This is a genomic window from Alphaproteobacteria bacterium LSUCC0719 (assembly GCA_040839025.1).
GTDB lineage: Bacteria > Pseudomonadota > Alphaproteobacteria > Puniceispirillales > Puniceispirillaceae > UBA8309.
This window is the reverse complement of record JBFPJN010000002.1, coordinates 488,912-505,230: the sequence shown is the minus strand read 5'-3', so window position 1 is coordinate 505,230 and position 16,319 is coordinate 488,912. Positions and strand designations below refer to the sequence as shown.

Annotated in this window: 12 protein-coding genes; 10 read left to right on the top strand and 2 right to left on the bottom strand. The window is 60.5% G+C overall.

The genetic code is table 11. The features are described 5' to 3' along the window. Positions 1 to 23 precede the first annotated feature (23 nt). The 7 genes from zapE (at position 24) to lpdA (ending at position 10,125) form a co-directional block, all read left to right on the top strand. Positions 24 to 1,124, top strand: a complete 1,101-nt coding sequence (gene zapE / locus AB3X55_07055; protein ID MEX0503338.1) for a cell division protein ZapE — start codon at positions 24 to 26, stop codon at positions 1,122 to 1,124. A 160-nt stretch (positions 1,125 to 1,284) separates the two neighbouring features. Then, entirely contained in the window at positions 1,285 to 2,235 is a 951-nt protein-coding gene (mdh, locus tag AB3X55_07050; GenBank protein ID MEX0503337.1) for a malate dehydrogenase, read from the top strand. A 41-nt stretch (positions 2,236 to 2,276) separates the two neighbouring features. Continuing rightward, entirely contained in the window at positions 2,277 to 3,437 is a 1,161-nt protein-coding gene (gene sucC, locus AB3X55_07045) for an ADP-forming succinate--CoA ligase subunit beta (protein ID MEX0503336.1), read from the top strand. Positions 3,438 to 3,448: 11 nt separating this feature from the next. After that, positions 3,449 to 4,330 carry a succinate--CoA ligase subunit alpha gene (sucD, locus tag AB3X55_07040; GenBank protein ID MEX0503335.1) on the top strand — a complete coding sequence of 294 codons (882 nt, stop codon included), beginning with the start codon at positions 3,449 to 3,451 and terminating at the stop codon, positions 4,328 to 4,330. Between the two features lie 76 nt (positions 4,331 to 4,406). Continuing rightward, positions 4,407 to 7,322: a 2-oxoglutarate dehydrogenase E1 component gene (locus tag AB3X55_07035; protein MEX0503334.1), complete on the top strand. Its 2,916-nt coding sequence runs from the start codon at positions 4,407 to 4,409 to the stop codon at positions 7,320 to 7,322. Positions 7,323 to 7,403: 81 nt separating this feature from the next. Then, positions 7,404 to 8,663, top strand: a complete 1,260-nt coding sequence (gene odhB, locus AB3X55_07030; GenBank protein MEX0503333.1) for a 2-oxoglutarate dehydrogenase complex dihydrolipoyllysine-residue succinyltransferase — start codon at positions 7,404 to 7,406, stop codon at positions 8,661 to 8,663. A 52-nt stretch (positions 8,664 to 8,715) separates the two neighbouring features. Next, positions 8,716 to 10,125: a dihydrolipoyl dehydrogenase gene (gene lpdA, locus AB3X55_07025; GenBank protein ID MEX0503332.1), complete on the top strand. Its 1,410-nt coding sequence runs from the start codon at positions 8,716 to 8,718 to the stop codon at positions 10,123 to 10,125. A 31-nt stretch (positions 10,126 to 10,156) separates the two neighbouring features. Here lpdA and AB3X55_07020 read toward each other — a convergent pair whose 3' ends face one another. Both AB3X55_07020 and fsa read right to left on the bottom strand, forming a co-directional pair. Continuing rightward, positions 10,157 to 11,050 (bottom strand): tyrosine recombinase XerC, encoded by an 894-nt coding sequence (locus AB3X55_07020; GenBank protein MEX0503331.1) that lies wholly within the window; start codon positions 11,048 to 11,050, stop codon positions 10,157 to 10,159. Positions 11,051 to 11,052: 2 nt separating this feature from the next. Beyond that, the gene (gene fsa / locus AB3X55_07015) at positions 11,053 to 11,706 is read right to left on the bottom strand and encodes a fructose-6-phosphate aldolase (protein ID MEX0503330.1); all 654 of its coding nucleotides are present in this window, start codon (positions 11,704 to 11,706) and stop codon (positions 11,053 to 11,055) included. Positions 11,707 to 11,820: 114 nt separating this feature from the next. Here fsa and AB3X55_07010 point away from each other — a divergent pair, with 114 nt between their 5' ends. The 3 genes from AB3X55_07010 (at position 11,821) to atpA (ending at position 16,276) form a co-directional block, all read left to right on the top strand. Next, positions 11,821 to 14,022, top strand: coding sequence for a primosomal protein N' (locus AB3X55_07010; GenBank protein MEX0503329.1), 2,202 nt, complete (start codon positions 11,821 to 11,823; stop codon positions 14,020 to 14,022). Between the two features lie 164 nt (positions 14,023 to 14,186). Beyond that, positions 14,187 to 14,741, top strand: a complete 555-nt coding sequence (locus tag AB3X55_07005) for a F0F1 ATP synthase subunit delta (protein MEX0503328.1) — start codon at positions 14,187 to 14,189, stop codon at positions 14,739 to 14,741. After that, positions 14,741 to 16,276, top strand: coding sequence for a F0F1 ATP synthase subunit alpha (atpA, locus tag AB3X55_07000; GenBank protein MEX0503327.1), 1,536 nt, complete (start codon positions 14,741 to 14,743; stop codon positions 16,274 to 16,276). Before AB3X55_07005 ends, atpA begins: the two co-directional genes overlap by 1 nt. The last annotated feature ends 43 nt before the right edge of the window (positions 16,277 to 16,319 follow it).

The following is a 16,319-nucleotide window of genomic DNA, read 5'->3' as shown; positions in this document are numbered from 1 at the left end:
CGACGCCGTCGCCGGAGTGACGAATGGCTGATACAGCCGCACCAACCACCGTAGGCGCCGCGCTGACTGCCCGTATCGAGGCAGGCGAACTGAATCGTGACGGCGCTCAGATGGCCGTGGCGGCGGCACTGGACAATCTGATCACAAGGCTGACCGCGGCACCGAAACGACGGTGGTTCGCTGGCCTTGCACGGCGTGCCGAACCTGTCAGAGGTCTCTATATTCATGGCGGGGTTGGGCGTGGCAAGACCATGCTCATGGATATGTTTCACCAGACGCTGTCGCTGTCGGATGACGAGATCAGGCCATTTCGTCTGCATTTTCATGATTTCATGGTCATGGCTCAGGATGCTGTCCACGCGGCGCGTGAACAGAATGCCGACGATCCGATCGGTGCCGCTGCCGATCATCTGGCGGCGCGCGGCAAGGTGATGTGTTTTGATGAGATGGAGGTGCGGGATATCGCTGATGCGATGATTCTGTCGCGGCTTTTCACGGCGCTGTTCGATCGTGGGATTACAGTGGTGGCAACATCGAATCGACATGCCGACGGGCTGTATGAAAACGGTCTTCATCGCGACAGGTTCCTGCCCTTTATCGAGCTTTTGAAGATACGGTGCGAAATTCACGAAATCGCCGATGGCAAGGATTGGCGCGCCAGCATGCTGGCCACGCTGCCTGCCTGGTATGTTCCAGACGACACCCATGCCGACCAGGCGCTTGCCGACAGTTTTCACCGGCTTGCCGGCACCGCCCCTGTGACAAGCGATGTAATCCGGGTGGCTGGCCGCGAGATCTGCTTTGACCAGGTGGCGGGCGATGTGGCACGGGCCAGCTTTGCGGCGCTGTGCGACACACCTCTGGCGGCGCGCGACTATCTTGCCATTGCCGGGCGGTTTGCCGGGTTGATCATTGATCATGTGCCGGCACTGTCAGATACGAACGAGGCTGCGGCCAGACGGTTCATGTGGCTTGTTGATGCGCTTTATGACCGGCAGCGTTTCATCATTGCATCCGCTGCCAGCGAGATCGGATCGCTGTATGACGGTCATCATTTTGCCTTTGAATTTGACCGGACCCGTTCACGCCTTGGCGAAATGACCCGACGCCATGGGGCATTCTAGTTCCGGCATCGTCCTGCCGGGTCGATGGCAAGGTTGGCATGGTGCGGCAATTCCTCTTGTTTAGGCGTGTGGATTCCGGTAAACCACCGGCAACATTCCGCCGCGCCGACGCTGGCGTTGGCGCTCCGAAAATTCAAACGCTTTTCAGGAACCGCACGATATGGCTCGCAACAAAATTTCACTGGTTGGCGCTGGCAACATCGGAGGCACTCTTGCCCTTCTGGCCGGCCTGAAGCAGCTTGGCGATGTCACGCTTTTCGACATTGCCGAAGGCATTCCGCAGGGCAAGGCTCTGGACATCGCACAGGCAAGCCCGATTGAGGGCTTTGATGCTGTTCTTGGCGGATCAAACGACTATTCCGCGCTGGCTGACAGCGATGTGGTGATTGTCACTGCCGGGGTTGCGCGCAAGCCCGGCATGAGCCGTGATGACCTGATTGGAATCAACACCAAGGTCATGCAGCAGGTTGGCGCCGGCATCCGTGACAATTGTCCCGATGCCTTTGTCATCTGCATCACCAATCCGCTTGATGTGATGGTCGGCATTCTGCAGCAGGCATCAGGTCTGCCAACAGCACGTGTTGTCGGGATGGCCGGCGTTCTGGATTCCGCGCGCTTCCGCTATTTCCTAGCCGAGGAATTCAAGGTGTCGGTCGAGGATGTGACGGCTTTCGTCCTCGGCGGCCATGGCGACACCATGGTGCCGCTTGTCCGTTATTCGACCGTCGCCGGTATTCCGGTGCCGGATCTGATCGCCATGGGCTGGTCGACCGAGGCGAAAATCGCCGAGATCGTGCAGCGGACGCGCGATGGTGGTGCCGAAATCGTCGGTCTGCTGAAAACAGGTTCGGCTTTCTATGCGCCCGCCTCCTCCGCCATTGAAATGGCCGAGGCCTATCTTCTCGACAAGAAACGCGTCCTTCCCTGTGCTGCCTATGTCGATGGCGCCTATGGGTTGTCCGGCCTGTATGTAGGTGTGCCGGTTGTGCTTGGTGCCGGTGGGGTCGAGCGTGTTGTCGAGATTGCGCTGGATGACGAGGAAAAGGCGATGTTCGATCATTCGGTCGCCGCGGTACGGGCACTCAATGAGGTTGTTGAGTCTCTGGACTAGATCTGGGTGCGGGCGATTGCCCGTGTTGTGGGGGACAGTAAATGAACATCCATGAACATCAGGCCAAGACATTGCTGGCCGGCTTTGGTGTCGCGGTGCCAAATGGCAGGGCGGCATTTTCGGTCGATGAGGCCGCCGCTGCCGCCACCGACCTCGGGGGGCCGGTGCATGTCGTAAAGGCGCAGATTCACGCAGGGGGTCGCGGCAAGGCTGGTGGAGTCAAGGTTGTCTCTTCGGTTGATGAGGTGCGCGAGGTTGCGACCGATCTTCTTGGCAAGACCCTGGTCACCCATCAGACCGGTCCGCAGGGACGCGAGGTCAAGCGTCTCTATGTCGAGGAAGGCTGTGACATTGGTGACGAGCTTTATCTGTCGCTTCTTGTTGATCGTGGCAGCAGCCGGATCACCATCATTGCCTCAAGCGAGGGTGGGATGGATATCGAGGAAGTTGCCGCCACGCAGCCGGACAAGATCCTGTCTGTGGCAATCGACCCGGCCACCGGCCTGCAGGCGCATCACGCGCGCCGTCTGGCAGGCGTCATGGGGCTTTCGGGGGCAACCGCAAAACAGCTTCCAAAATTTCTGGGCGGTCTTTATGACGCCTTTATCGCGCTTGACGCCAGTCTGATTGAAATCAATCCGCTTGTTGTGACCGGTGCCGGTGACCTGCTGGCGCTTGATGCAAAGATGAGCTTTGACGACAACGCGCTGTATCGGCACCCCGAGGTAGTGGAGCTTCGCGATCTGGCCGAAGAGGATCCGGCCGAGGTCCGTGCCAGCGAGTTCGACCTCAACTACATCAAGCTTGATGGCAATATCGGCTGCATGGTGAACGGGGCCGGCCTTGCGATGGCCACCATGGACATCATTCAGCTTCAGGGCGGCTCGCCGGCCAACTTCCTTGATGTCGGTGGCAGCGCGACAACCGAACGCGTGACCGAAGCCTTCAAGATCATTCTTTCCGACGAGAATGTCCGGGGCATTCTGGTGAATATCTTCGGTGGCATCATGCGCTGTGACATCATTGCCGAGGGTGTTGTCGGGGCGGCCCGCACGCTTGGTCTCGACAAGCCGCTTGTGGTGCGCCTGGAAGGCACCAATGTCGATGAAGGCAAGCGCATCATGGCCGAAAGCGGCCTCGCCATCATTCCGGCGGACAATCTTGCCGATGCCGCGGCGAAGATCGTCGCCGCCACCGCCTGACGGGGGAAGTCATGTCAGTTCTTGTGAATAGTCAGACCAGGGTTATCTGTCAGGGCTTTACCGGCTCGCAGGGAACATTTCATTCCGAACAGGCCATTGATTACGGCACCACCATGGTTGGCGGTGTGACGCCAGGCAAGGGTGGGCAGACGCATCTGGGACTGCCGGTGTTCAATTCGGTTGGCGAGGCCATGTCCGAGACCGACGCCAACGCATCGGTCATCTATGTGCCGCCACCATTTGCCGCTGATTCGATTCTTGAGGCCATCGACGCCGGGATGCCGTTGATCATCTGCATCACCGAAGGCATTCCGGTGCTCGACATGGTCCGGGTGAAACGGGCGCTGGACGGCAGCCAGAGCCGTCTGATCGGCCCTAACTGTCCCGGCATCATCACACCCGGTGAATGCAAGATCGGCATCATGCCTGGCCATATCCACACCCCGGGCAAGGTTGGAATTGTCTCGCGATCGGGAACGCTGACCTATGAAGCTGTCGCCCAGACAAGCGCTGTCGGGCTTGGCCAGTCGACCTGTATCGGGATTGGCGGGGATCCGGTCAACGGAACCAACTTCATCGACTGTCTGGAGATGTTCCTTGCCGATGACCAGACCGAGGCGATCGTGATGATCGGCGAAATCGGCGGGTCGGCCGAGGAAGAAGCTTCCGCCTACTACAGCGCGCAGCCGAACCGCAAGCCGATTGCCGGCTTCATTGCTGGCCAGACGGCGCCTCCGGGACGCCGGATGGGACATGCCGGTGCCATTGTCAGTGGCGGCAGCGGTGGTGCGGCAGACAAGATTGGCGCGATGGAGGCGGCCGGATTTGAAATGGCGGAATCGCCTGCGGATATCGGCAATGCTGTGACCCGCGCCATGGCGCGGGGCGTCTGAAACGCAGATGGCTTGAATCTCAGCCGCCAGCGCCTAGACTGGGGATGGGGAAACAACATGAACGGGTGTGTGACATATGGATGACGCGGCGCAGGTGCCAGCCCCGCCAGATCCGGCTGGTGATTTTGATCTGACCTTCCTGTCGGCGGCCAACGCCACCTTCATTGCCGAAATGAATGCTGCCTGGCGGCGTGACCCGTCAGCGGTGGATGCGCGATGGGCGCGTTATTTTGAGCAGCTGAACGCGCTTGGCGACACCAGCGCCGAAATCGAACGTGGGCCAAGCTGGGCGCGCAACGCAAGCCGTATTGTCGGGGCAACCGATCCGGCGGATTCCATCAACGCCGTTGCCGCCGGCCATGCCGCCGGGCGGCGGATGAATGCCGATGACATGCGGGCGGCAACGCTGGATTCGCTTCGCGCGGTGATGCTGATCCGGGCCTATCGTATCCGTGGACATCTGATTGCCAATCTCGACCCGCTGTCACTCGAAAACAAGCCGCTTCATCCCGAACTTGATCCGGCCACCTATGGGTTTACTGACGAGGACTGGGACCGCCCGATCTTCATCAATTACGTTCTGGGGCTGGAAACGGCGACACTCCGCGAGATTGTCGAGACGCTGCGGCGCACCTATTGCGACACCATCGGAGTCGAGTTCATGCATATCCAGGATCCGGCCCAGAAAGCCTGGATTCAGGAGCGGATTGAGGCCATCGGCAATCGCACAGACTTTACCAAGCGCGGCAAGAAGGCGATCTATGAGCGCCTTGTCGATGCCGAGGAATTCGAGAAATATCTTCACAAGAAATATACCGGCACCAAGCGTTTTGGCATGGATGGTGCCGAGGCGATGATTCCGGCCATCGAGCAGATCCTGAAGCGGGGCTCGCAGCTTGGGCTCGGTGAAATCGTTGTCGGCATGGCGCATCGTGGCCGCCTGAACATGCTTCACAATGTATTTGGCAAACCGTTCCGGGCGATTATTTCGGAATTTCTCGGTAACCCGGCCAATCCCGAGGATGCTGGTGGGTCCGGTGATGTGAAATATCATATGGGCGCGTCATCCGACCGCGAATTTGACGGCAAGACCGTGCATCTCAGTCTGGCGCCGAACCCGTCGCACCTGGAAATTGTCGATCCGGTGGTTGTCGGCCGTGTGCGGGCCAAGCAGCAGCAGCGTGATGACGTCGAACGCCGAGAGGTGGTCGGCATTCTCCTGCATGGTGACGCCGCGTTTGCGGGCCAGGGCGTGGTTGGCGAGACCTTTGCCTTTTCGGCGCTTCGTGGCTATCGCACCGGTGGCACGATTCACATCATCGTCAACAACCAGATTGGCTTTACGACAAGCCCGCATTATTCGCGGTCATCGCCCTATCCGACAGATGTCGCGAAAATGGTGATGGCGCCAATTTTCCATGTGAATGGCGATGATCCGGAAGCTGTCGTCCATGCGGCGCGTATTGCCATCGAGTTCAGGCAGGCATTCGGCACCGATGTGGTGCTAGACATGTTCTGCTATCGCCGCTTTGGCCATAATGAGGGTGACGAGCCGATGTTCACCCAGCCGCTGATGTACAAGACCATTGGCAAACATCCGACAACACGCTCTATCTATGCCGACAAGCTTGTTGCCGAAGGCATCCTGAGCAAGGCCGAAGCACAGGCGGTTGTCGATGAGCGGATTGCCTATCTCGATGCGGAATTCGAGGCCGGCACAAGCTATCGTCCGAACAAGGCAGACTGGCTGGAAGGAAGCTGGTCCGGCATGCGTGCCGCGCATGGTGTCGAGCGCCGCGGCGAGACCGCTGTCGATCTCGACACGCTGCGCCGGATTGGTGAAACCATGACCACGGTTCCCGATCATATGACGCTGAATCCAAAGCTGACCCGTATTGTCGAGGCACGTGCCGCCAGGATCAAGGATGGCAATGGCCTCGATTGGGCCACGGCTGAACATCTGGCCTTCGGCTCATTGCTTCTCGAGGGGAACATGGTGCGTCTGTCGGGGCAGGATTCCTGCCGTGGCACCTTCAGCCAGCGTCACGCTGTTCTGGTCGACCAGGCAACCGAGGAGCGTTATGCGCCACTTGCGCATCTGGCACCCGACCAGGCGACGTTTGAGGTCATCGATTCACCATTGTCAGAAGCGTCGGTGATGGGGTTCGAATACGGTTTCTCGCAGGTTGAGCCAAACGCCCTGGTGATGTGGGAAGCGCAGTTCGGCGATTTTGCGAATGGCGCACAGGTGGTCATCGACCAGTTCATTTCGTCCGGCGAGGCGAAGTGGCTGCGGATGAACGCGCTGGTGTTGTTGCTGCCGCATGGCTATGAAGGCCAGGGCCCCGAGCATTCATCGGCCAGGCTGGAACGCTATCTCCAGCTTTGCGCCGAAGACAACATGCAGGTTGTCAATTGCACGACACCGGCCAATTATTTCCATGTGCTGCGCCGCCAGCTGCGTCGGGATTTCCGCAAGCCGCTGGTTATCATGACCCCGAAATCGCTTCTGCGTCACAAAGGATGCGTGTCATCGCTTGATGATATGGGCCCCGGCACCACCTTCCACCGTGTTCTCGACGAGCGCGACACAAAGGTGAAATCCGGCAAGGCAAAGCGCATCGTCATGTGCAGTGGCAAGGTCTATTACGATCTGGCGGCGGTGCGTGACGAGGCCAAACTTTGGGATGTCGAGATCATCCGGGTCGAACAGCTCTATCCGTTCCCGACACGCGCCGTGACAGAGGTTCTGGAACAGACACCAAAGGCAACGATGGTGTGGTGCCAGGAAGAACCGCGCAATATGGGCAGCTGGACATTTGTTCGCGATTTCATCGAAGAGGCGATGCAGGCGGCAGGTGCCAAGCAGCAACGCCTGATCTATGCGGGTCGCGATGCCGCTGCGTCGCCGGCAACGGGTACGCTTGGCCGTCACAAGCGCGAACAGGCGCATCTTGTCGAGGATGCGCTGGGCCTGTTGGCAAAGAAATAATCACCTCGGCCCATATTGGGTGGGCCGATTTGCAGTTTGACAATGGGGGAAACCAGCCCCCGACGAGGAGGCCTCAGCGCCATGGCGATCGAAATCACAGTTCCTACTCTTGGTGAATCCGTGGCGGATGCGACGGTGGCTCGCTGGATCAAGACAACAGGCGATGCGGTGGCAGCCGATGAACCTGTGGTCGAGCTTGAAACCGACAAGGTGACCCTCGAGGTGCCGGCCCCCGCCGCCGGCACGCTTGGCGAGATCATCGCTGCCGAAGGGGCGACTGTCGAGGTTGGCGCCAGCCTGGCCATTCTGAATGAGGGGTCGGCACCAGCTGCCGCCTCGACTGCCGGCGTGGCCCCGGCCGCGAAAGCTGCCGCCGAAGCGGCCCCGGTTTCCGCGCCCGCGGCTGTATCCGCACCAGCCACGCAAGGCGCATCTGATCTGCCGCTGTCGCCGGCGGTACGCCGCCTTGTCGAGGAAAACAACCTCAATCCGGCGACGATCAGGGGTACCGGCGTTGATGGTCGGCTGACCAAGGCTGATGTCCTGGCCCATATGAAGGGCGCGCCGACAGCCCCCGCGACCCCGGCAACCAGTGCCACACCTGTTTCCATGCCGCGCCAGACACCGCGCCCCGAGGATGCCGCCCGCGAGGAACGGGTGCCGATGTCAAAGCTTCGCCAGGTGATCTCCACCCGTTTGAAGACCGCGCAGAACACGGCAGCGATGCTGACCACCTTCAATGAAGTCGACATGTCGGCCCTGATGACGATGCGGGCGGATTACCGGCAGGCCTTCGAGGCCGCCTATGGCACCCGCCTCGGCTTCATGGGGATGTTCGTTCTGGCCTCGATCAAGGCGCTGCAGGATTTTCCGGCTGTGAACGCCGAGATCGACGGCACCGACATTATCTACAAGAACTATTACAATATCGGGGTTGCTGTCGGCACCCCGCAGGGCCTTGTCGTGCCGGTTGTGCGTGACGCCGGCGCTATGGATCTGGCGGCAATTGAAACGCAGATCGCCGATTTCGGCGATCGCGCCCGAAATGGCAAGATCACCCCTGACGACATGGCGGGTGGCACCTTCACGATTTCGAATGGTGGTGTCTATGGCTCGCTGATGTCGACACCGATCCTGAATCCGCCGCAATCCGGTATTCTGGGCATGCACAAGATTGAAAAGCGAGCCGTGGTGATCGACGACCAGGTGGTGGTCCGTCCGATGATGTATCTGGCGCTGTCCTATGATCACCGGATCATTGACGGCCGCGAAGCCGTGTCCTTCCTGGCCCGGATCAAGGAACTTGTCGAGGATCCGCGCCGCCTCGTTCTCGGGGTCTGACATACCGCCGCCGCCAAGGCGGCATGACAAGATGAGCAAGCTGGAGATCCAGATGAGCGAGACCGCATTCGACCTGATTGTTATTGGCGCCGGCCCGGGTGGCTATGTGGCTGCAATCCGCGCCGCGCAGCTGGGAATGAAGGTGGCCTGCGTGGACCGGCGGGACAGCCTTGGCGGCACCTGCCTGAATGTTGGCTGTATTCCGTCAAAGGCGCTTTTGAACGCATCCGAGCATTATGCCGGGGCGGCCGGTGGCGGTCTTGCGGCGCTTGGCATTTCGGTTTCCGGGGTCAAGCTTGATCTGCCGAAAATGATGCAGGGCAAAGACGAGATTGTCGGCAGCCTGACCGGCGGGATCGATTTTCTGTTCAAGAAGAACAAGATTACGCGGCTGCATGGACAGGCGCGGATTGACGGGCCGGGCAGGGTTGCAGTGACGGATGGCAAGGACAAGGGCACCTATGAAGCCCAGAAAATCCTGATCGCCACCGGAAGCCATGCGTCCAGCCTTCCCGGTATCGAGATCGACGAGACACGGATTGTCAGCTCGACAGGTGCGTTGACGCTGTCGAAGGTGCCGAAAAAGCTGATTGTTATCGGTGCCGGCTATATCGGGCTGGAGCTTGGCACAGTCTGGGCACGGCTTGGCGCCGAAGTGGAGGTCATCGAATTCCTGCCGCGAATCCTTCCCGGCATGGATGATGAGATTGCCAAGAAATTCATGGCTATCGCGAAAAAGCAGGGTCTGAAATTCCGCCTCAAGACAGCGGTGAAATCGGCCAAGGCCGGAAAGAGTGGCGTCACACTGACAGTGGCCCCGGCAGAGGGTGGCGAGAGCGAAACGATCAAGGCTGACGTCGCGCTTGTCGCGGTTGGCCGGCATCCGGCGACCGACGGGCTCGGCCTTGAAGAGGCCGGTGTCGCGATGAATGAGCGTGGACGTGTCCGGGTTGATTCGCGGTTCGAGACCTCGGTCGAGGATATCTATGCCATTGGTGATGTGATCGACGGACCGATGCTGGCCCACAAGGCCGAGGAAGATGGTGTTGCCGCGGTCGAGATGATGGCCGGTCATGCCGGTCATGTTGATTACGATCATGTGCCGGGGATTGTCTATACCGCGCCGGAAGTGGCCACGCTTGGCAAGAGCGAGGAGGCACTGAAGGCGGCTGGCATCGCCTATAACAAGGGAAGCTTTCCGTTCTCGGCAAACAGCCGCGCCCGCGCACAGGGTCATGCCGACGGATTTGTGAAAATCCTTGCCGATGCTGAAACCGACCGGGTTCTCGGCGTTCACATCATCGGCCACGAGGCTGGCACGATCATTCATGAATGTGCCACCGCAATGGCTTTCGGGGCCTCGTCAGAGGATATTGCGCGCACCTGTCATGGCCATCCGACACTGAATGAGGCGGTCAAGGAAGCGGCGCTGGCCGTCGACGGGCGCGCCATTCACATGTAGCCCCGGTCACATGTAGCCATGATGTCCCGCGTCAGGATGCGCGGGGATGGGTTTCGCGATGCATGCGCAGCAGGTGCGCCTCGTCGACATTCGTATAGCGCTGTGTTGTCGACAGGCTGGCATGGCCAAGAAGTTCCTGAATCGCCCGCAGGTCGGCGCCATTGCCAAGAAGATGTGTGGCAAAGGCATGGCGAAGCGCGTGCGGTGTCACATGGGCTGGCAGGTTCAGCTCCAGCCGCAGCGACTCGACAAGCCGCTGCGCGGCGCGCGCGCCATAGGCATTGCCACGCGCGCTGACAAAAAGCGGGGCGGACGGGCCACCATCAAAGGGACAGCACTCGAGATAGGCATGCACCGCCTCGGTGATTGCGGGAAGCACCGGCACATCACGCGTCTTGCCCCCCTTGCCGGTGATTCGCAGCCAGTCGCCAAGTGGCGCGTCACCACGGATCAGTCCGACCGCCTCGGAAACGCGAAGCCCGCCACCATACAGAAGCATCAGCAGCGCGAAATCCCGCTGCTTGGCCCAATCGCTTCCCCGACGGCGGAAAATGGCCGCAAGAAGCGCCCTTGCATCCGCCTCGGACACTGGTTTGGGAACGGATTTCGCCGGTCGCGGTGCGCGCAGCCAGCTGACATCATTGACGGTCATCCTGCCTGTCCGTCCACAGAATCTGTAGAAGCCACGCAACGCCGACACGCGGCGCGCGATGGTGCTTCGGGCCAGGCCGCGCGCCGCCATATCGGCAAGCCAGCCCCGAAAGCATCGTCTGTCCGGCGCGGCATCAGTGCCGGCATGGCGAAGATAGTCGTCAAGATCGGCGGCGTAGGCGGCGAGGGTGTTGGCACCATAGCGCCGCTCGGTTTCCAGCCAGGAAAGCCAGGCCTGTCTGTGTGCCTCTATATCCTGCCGCGCCGCCGCCATCGCTACAGGATGGACTGTCCGGTGCCTTCCCAGTCCGAGATGAAGGCGGCCAGACCCTTGTCCGTCAGCGGATGCTTGTAGAGCGCTGTCAGGATTTTCGGTGGCAGGGTAACGACATCGGCGCCAAGCAGGGCCGCATCGACAACATGCTGGGTGCTGCGAACAGAGGCGACGAGAACCTCGGTTTCCATATTGTACTGGTCATAGATGGTGCAGATTTCTTCAATCAGGCCCATGCCGTCATGCCCGATATCATCAAGCCTGCCGACAAAGGGTGAAATGAAGGTGGCGCCGGCCTTTGCCGCCAGCAGTGCCTGTCCGGCGGTGAAACACAGCGTGACATTCACCTGCGTTCCGGCCTCGCGAAGCACCCGGCAGGTCCGAAGCCCGGCTTCGGTCAGCGGCACCTTGACGGTGACATTGGGTGCCAGCGCGGCAAGTTTCTTGCCCTCTTTCAGCATGGTCTCGAAATCGGTGGCGGCCACTTCGGCGCTGACCGGACCATCAACCATCTCACAGATCTGGGCAATGGTTTCCAGGATATTGCGACCTGATTTGGCGATCAGGGACGGGTTTGTGGTTACGCCATCAACAAAGCCGCTGGCAATATGGGCCTCAATCTCGCTGATATCGGCGCTGTCGAGGAAAATTTTCATGTCAAGAAATCCGCTCTCCGGTGTAGGTTGGTGTCGACCGTGCCGACGCGCGGAGTGTATCGCATGACAGGTGGCAAATCCACCTGTCCAGTAGCATCAGGAGCGGTTTCAGGGGTGACCACGACAGCGGATACCGGTAACAGCCAGAAAACCGTCCGGGTCGCCGTCGCGGTGCCGCTCGACCGCACCTTTGATTACAATCAGGATGGTCTGGGGCCGTTGCCGCGCGGCAGCATTGTCAGCGTTCCCTTTGGACCGCGTGAACTGAATGGCATCGTATTGGGGCCTGGTGACGGCACGGTGCCGGCAACAACGCTGAAGCCGATCACGGCTGTCGCGCCGCTGCCGCCGCTGCCGCCCGCCTTTGTCGATTTTCTGGAACGTGTGGCCAGCTGGACGATGGCGCCGATCGGCGGCGTTGTCAAAATGGCGCTCAGCCAGCCGCAGGCCCTTCAACCCCCGCCTCAGCGCAAGGTCTATCGCCGCCCGGCAACGCCACCGGCGGATGAAAGGCTGACCGACGCCCGGCGCCGTGTTGTCGCGGCGCTGGAACTGGCCGGCGTGCTGTCTGCCGCCGATCTGCAACGCGAGGCCGGTGTCAGCGCCGGTGTAATCACAGCGATGGCAAAGACCGGGAGTCTGGATCTGCTGCTGGTCAGTGACAGTGACCCGCCGGCCCGGCCCCGGCCTTTGGCAGGCCCGCCACCAACCGCCGATCAGGCGGCGGCGATGCAGCAGATCACCGGCAAGCTTTCTGCCGGGTTCAGGCCCATGCTTCTGGACGGGGTAACCGGATCAGGAAAGACGGAAGTCTATTTCGACGCTGTCGAGAAAGTCGTGGCGGCGGGTCGACAGGCGCTGATTCTGTTGCCCGAAATTGCCCTGTCGGCGGCATGGAAACAACGTTTCACCGACCGTTTTGGCGTTCCCCCGACAGAGTGGCATTCCGACATCGCCCCGGGCCGCAAGCGGCGGGCCTGGCGGCATATTGCCCTTGGCGAGGCTTCGGTGGTTGTTGGCGCCCGCTCGGCGCTGTTTCTGCCATTTTCCGATCTTGGCCTGATCGTTGTCGATGAAGAACATGAACATGCCTACAAACAGGAGGATCAGGTCACCTATCACGCTCGTGACATGGCGGTACTGCGTGCCCGGATCCAGAACTGTCCGGTCATTCTGGCGACAGCGACACCGTCACTGGAAAGCTGGGTCAATGCCGGCATGGTTGGCGACCCGCCACGATATCATCATATCAGCCTGCCACATCGCGTTGGCGAAGCGCAGCTTCCCGAAATTACCGCTGTCGACCTTCGCCGCACCCCGCCGGAGCGCGGTCGCTGGCTGGCACCGCCACTGGTTGACGCGATCACGACGCGGCTCGAGGCTGGCGAACAGTCACTGCTGTTCCTGAATCGGCGGGGTTATGCGCCGCTGACATTGTGTGGTGCCTGCGGGCACAAGGTCACCTGCCCGAACTGCGACAGCTGGATGGTCATCCACCGTCTTGCCGGGCGGTTGAAATGTCACCATTGCGGCTATGAAGCGCAACCGCAGCGAGGGTGTGTGGAATGTGGCGAAGAGGACAGCATGCAGGCCTGCGGGCCCGGCGTCGAACGTCTTGCCGAAGAGGTTCTGCAGCGTTTCCCCGAGGCACGATTCGCCGTGTTTTCCAGCGATACGGTCACCACCCCGGGCAGTGCCGAACGCTTTGTCCGTTCGGTCGTCGATGGCGAGGTGGATATCATCATCGGCACTCAGATGGCGGCCAAGGGCCACCATTTTCCCAATTTGACACTTGTCGGCATCGTCGATGCCGATCTGGGGTTGGCTGGCGGCGATCTGCGGGCAGCCGAGCGGAGTTTCCAGATGCTTGCCCAGGTGGCGGGCCGGGCCGGTCGTGCCAGTCGGCCAGGGGTTGCGATGTTACAGACGATGGACAGCACCAATCAGGTGATGGAGGCGCTGTTGTCGGGTGACCGCGACAAATTCCTCAAGGCAGAATCGGAATCGCGGCGTCTTGCCGGCATGCCGCCTTTTGCGCGGCTTGCCTCGCTGGTTCTGTCAGCGCCCGACCCGCAGCGATTGCAGGCGGCGATGCAGACTCTCGATTCGGCCCGCCCGCATTATCATGGTGTTGATATCTTCGGGCCTAGCCTGGCCCCGCTTGGGTTCCTTCGCGGGCGTCACCGTGGCCGGGCGCTTGTCAGGGCTGACAGAACGGTCGATATCCAGGCGGTTATTGCGGCCTGGCTGGCGGCAACATCGCTGCCGTCGGGCGTCAGGCTTCAGGTGGATATCGATCCCTACAGCTTTCTCTAGAAAGCATGAAGGGGCGACGCTGGTTTGAAGCGGAAATTAGGCGGCTTCGGTGCTTGCCTTTCCGGCACGGGTATGATAGCCACCACACCGGCGCAAAAAGTCTTCGACGATCGTCGAATACCCCAGCGCCATCGTGAAAAATTCCTGTTGATGAGGGCACGTCGTTGAGTTCTAGCGCTAAGGGTCTTGCCGGCCGTTATGCAGGTGCATTGTACGCACTTGCCGAGGACGCTGGCAAAATCGATGCTGTTGTTGCCGATCTAACCAGTCTTGCCGACATTCTGGCCGGCAATGATGAGTTGAAGATGCTTGTTGGGTCACCGGCAATTTCCTGGTCAGCACAGACCAAGGCGATGACGGCCATTCTTGAAAAGGGCGGCGCCGACGCGCTGACGGTAAAGTTTGTTGGCACCGTCGCGTCAAATGGCCGGCTGCACGCCCTGTCCCGAATCATTTCCGCCTTCCTTGCCGAGCATGCCCGCCGTCGCGGCGAGATCTCGGCCGAGGTGATCTCCGCCGTTGAACTTGACGACAAGCGCCGGACGCGTGTCGAAAAGGCAGTGGCAAAACTTGCCGGCAGCGACAAGCTCTCGCTCTCCATGCGGGTGGATCCGGCACTCATCGGCGGTCTGGTCGTACGGATCGGATCGCGGATGATCGACACATCAGTAAGAACAAAGCTCAACCGGCTTGAAACAGCTATGAAGGGTATAGCGTGATGGATATTCGTGCGGCTGAAATTTCAGCAATCCTGAAGGAACAGATCGCCAATTTCGGCAGTGATGCAGAGGTCGCCGAGGTTGGGCGCGTATTGTCGGTTGGCGACGGTATTGCCCGTGTCCACGGCCTTGATGAAGTCCAGGCCGGCGAGATGGTCGAGTTCGAGGGCGGTGTCAAAGGCATGGCGCTGAACCTTGAATCAGACAATGTCGGTATCGTTATCTTCGGCGATGACCGCGCGATCAAGGAAGGCGACGTTGTTCGCCGGACCGCATCAATCGTTGACGCGCCGGTCGGCAAGGGTCTTCTTGGCCGTGTTGTCGATGCGCTTGGCAACCCGATTGACGGCAAGGGCCCGCTGAAGGACGTAACCCGCAACCGGGTTGAGGTAAAAGCGCCGGGCATCATGCCGCGCAAGTCGGTTCACGAGCCGATGCAGACCGGCCTCAAGGCGATCGACAGCCTGATCCCGATTGGCCGTGGCCAGCGCGAGCTGATCATCGGTGACCGTCAGACAGGCAAGACGGCGATTGCGGTCGACGCCTTCATCAACCAGAAGCCGGTGAATGAGGCGGCTGGCAAGGATGACAGCAAGAAGCTGTTCTGCATCTATGTTGCCGTCGGTCAGAAGCGGTCGACAGTTGCCCAGATCGTTCGCGCTCTTGAAGAACAGGGTGCGCTTGAATATTCGATCGTTGTCGCCGCCACGGCGTCCGATCCGGCCCCGATGCAGTTCCTGGCACCTTACACCGCCTGCACCATGGGTGAATATTTCCGCGACAACGGCATGCATGCGCTGGTCGTCTATGACGATCTGTCAAAGCAGGCTGTCGCCTACCGCCAGATGAGCCTTCTGCTTCGTCGCCCGCCAGGCCGTGAAGCCTATCCCGGTGACGTTTTCTATCTCCACTCCCGCCTTCTTGAGCGGGCGGCGAAAATGAACGAGTCGAACGGCTCGGGTTCGCTGACGGCGCTTCCTGTTATCGAAACACAGGCTGGCGATGTGTCGGCCTATATTCCGACCAACGTGATCTCGATCACCGACGGTCAGATCTTCCTTGAGACCGAACTGTTTTACAAGGGCATCCGTCCGGCCGTGAATGTCGGCCTGTCGGTCAGCCGTGTTGGTTCGGCAGCGCAGATCAAGGCGATGAAGCAAGTTGCCGGCTCGGTGAAGCTGGAGCTTGCGCAGTATCGCGAAATGGCAGCCTTTGCACAGTTTGCCTCGGACATGGATGCCTCGACCCGGGCGCTGCTTGAGCGTGGCGCGCGTCTGACCGAGCTTCTGAAGCAGCCTCAGTACAGCCCGATGAAGGTTGAAGAGCAGGTTGCGGTGATCTTTGCCGGTGTGAATGGCTATCTCGATGGAATCGAGGTTGGTGATGTCGGCAGGTTCGAAGCTGGTCTGATGGAGCATCTTCGCAGCGCCGCCAGCGATGTCCTTGGCGCGATCCGGGACGAGCAGAAGCTGTCGGACGAGACCGAAGCGAAGCTGAGAGCCGCCATCGAGGCATTCTCCAAGAGTTTCGCCTGAGGATAGCCGTTCGAACAGATACGCGCCGCCCCGTCGCCGCGTG

Excerpts from the sequence above, each read along its gene's own strand:
- atpA (MEX0503327.1), top strand. The coding sequence starts at position 14,741 with ATGGATATTCGTGCGGCTGAAATTTCAGCAATCCTGAAGGAACAGATC.
- AB3X55_07020 (MEX0503331.1), bottom strand. The coding sequence starts at position 11,050 with ATGGCGGCGGCGCGGCAGGATATAGAGGCACACAGACAGGCCTGGCTT.
- sucC (MEX0503336.1), top strand. The coding sequence starts at position 2,277 with ATGAACATCCATGAACATCAGGCCAAGACATTGCTGGCCGGCTTTGGT.
- fsa (MEX0503330.1), bottom strand. The coding sequence starts at position 11,706 with ATGAAAATTTTCCTCGACAGCGCCGATATCAGCGAGATTGAGGCCCAT.
- lpdA (MEX0503332.1), top strand. The coding sequence starts at position 8,716 with ATGAGCGAGACCGCATTCGACCTGATTGTTATTGGCGCCGGCCCGGGT.
- odhB (MEX0503333.1), top strand. The coding sequence starts at position 7,404 with ATGGCGATCGAAATCACAGTTCCTACTCTTGGTGAATCCGTGGCGGAT.
- AB3X55_07035 (MEX0503334.1), top strand. The coding sequence starts at position 4,407 with ATGGATGACGCGGCGCAGGTGCCAGCCCCGCCAGATCCGGCTGGTGAT.
- sucD (MEX0503335.1), top strand. The coding sequence starts at position 3,449 with ATGTCAGTTCTTGTGAATAGTCAGACCAGGGTTATCTGTCAGGGCTTT.
- mdh (MEX0503337.1), top strand. The coding sequence starts at position 1,285 with ATGGCTCGCAACAAAATTTCACTGGTTGGCGCTGGCAACATCGGAGGC.
- zapE (MEX0503338.1), top strand. The coding sequence starts at position 24 with ATGGCTGATACAGCCGCACCAACCACCGTAGGCGCCGCGCTGACTGCC.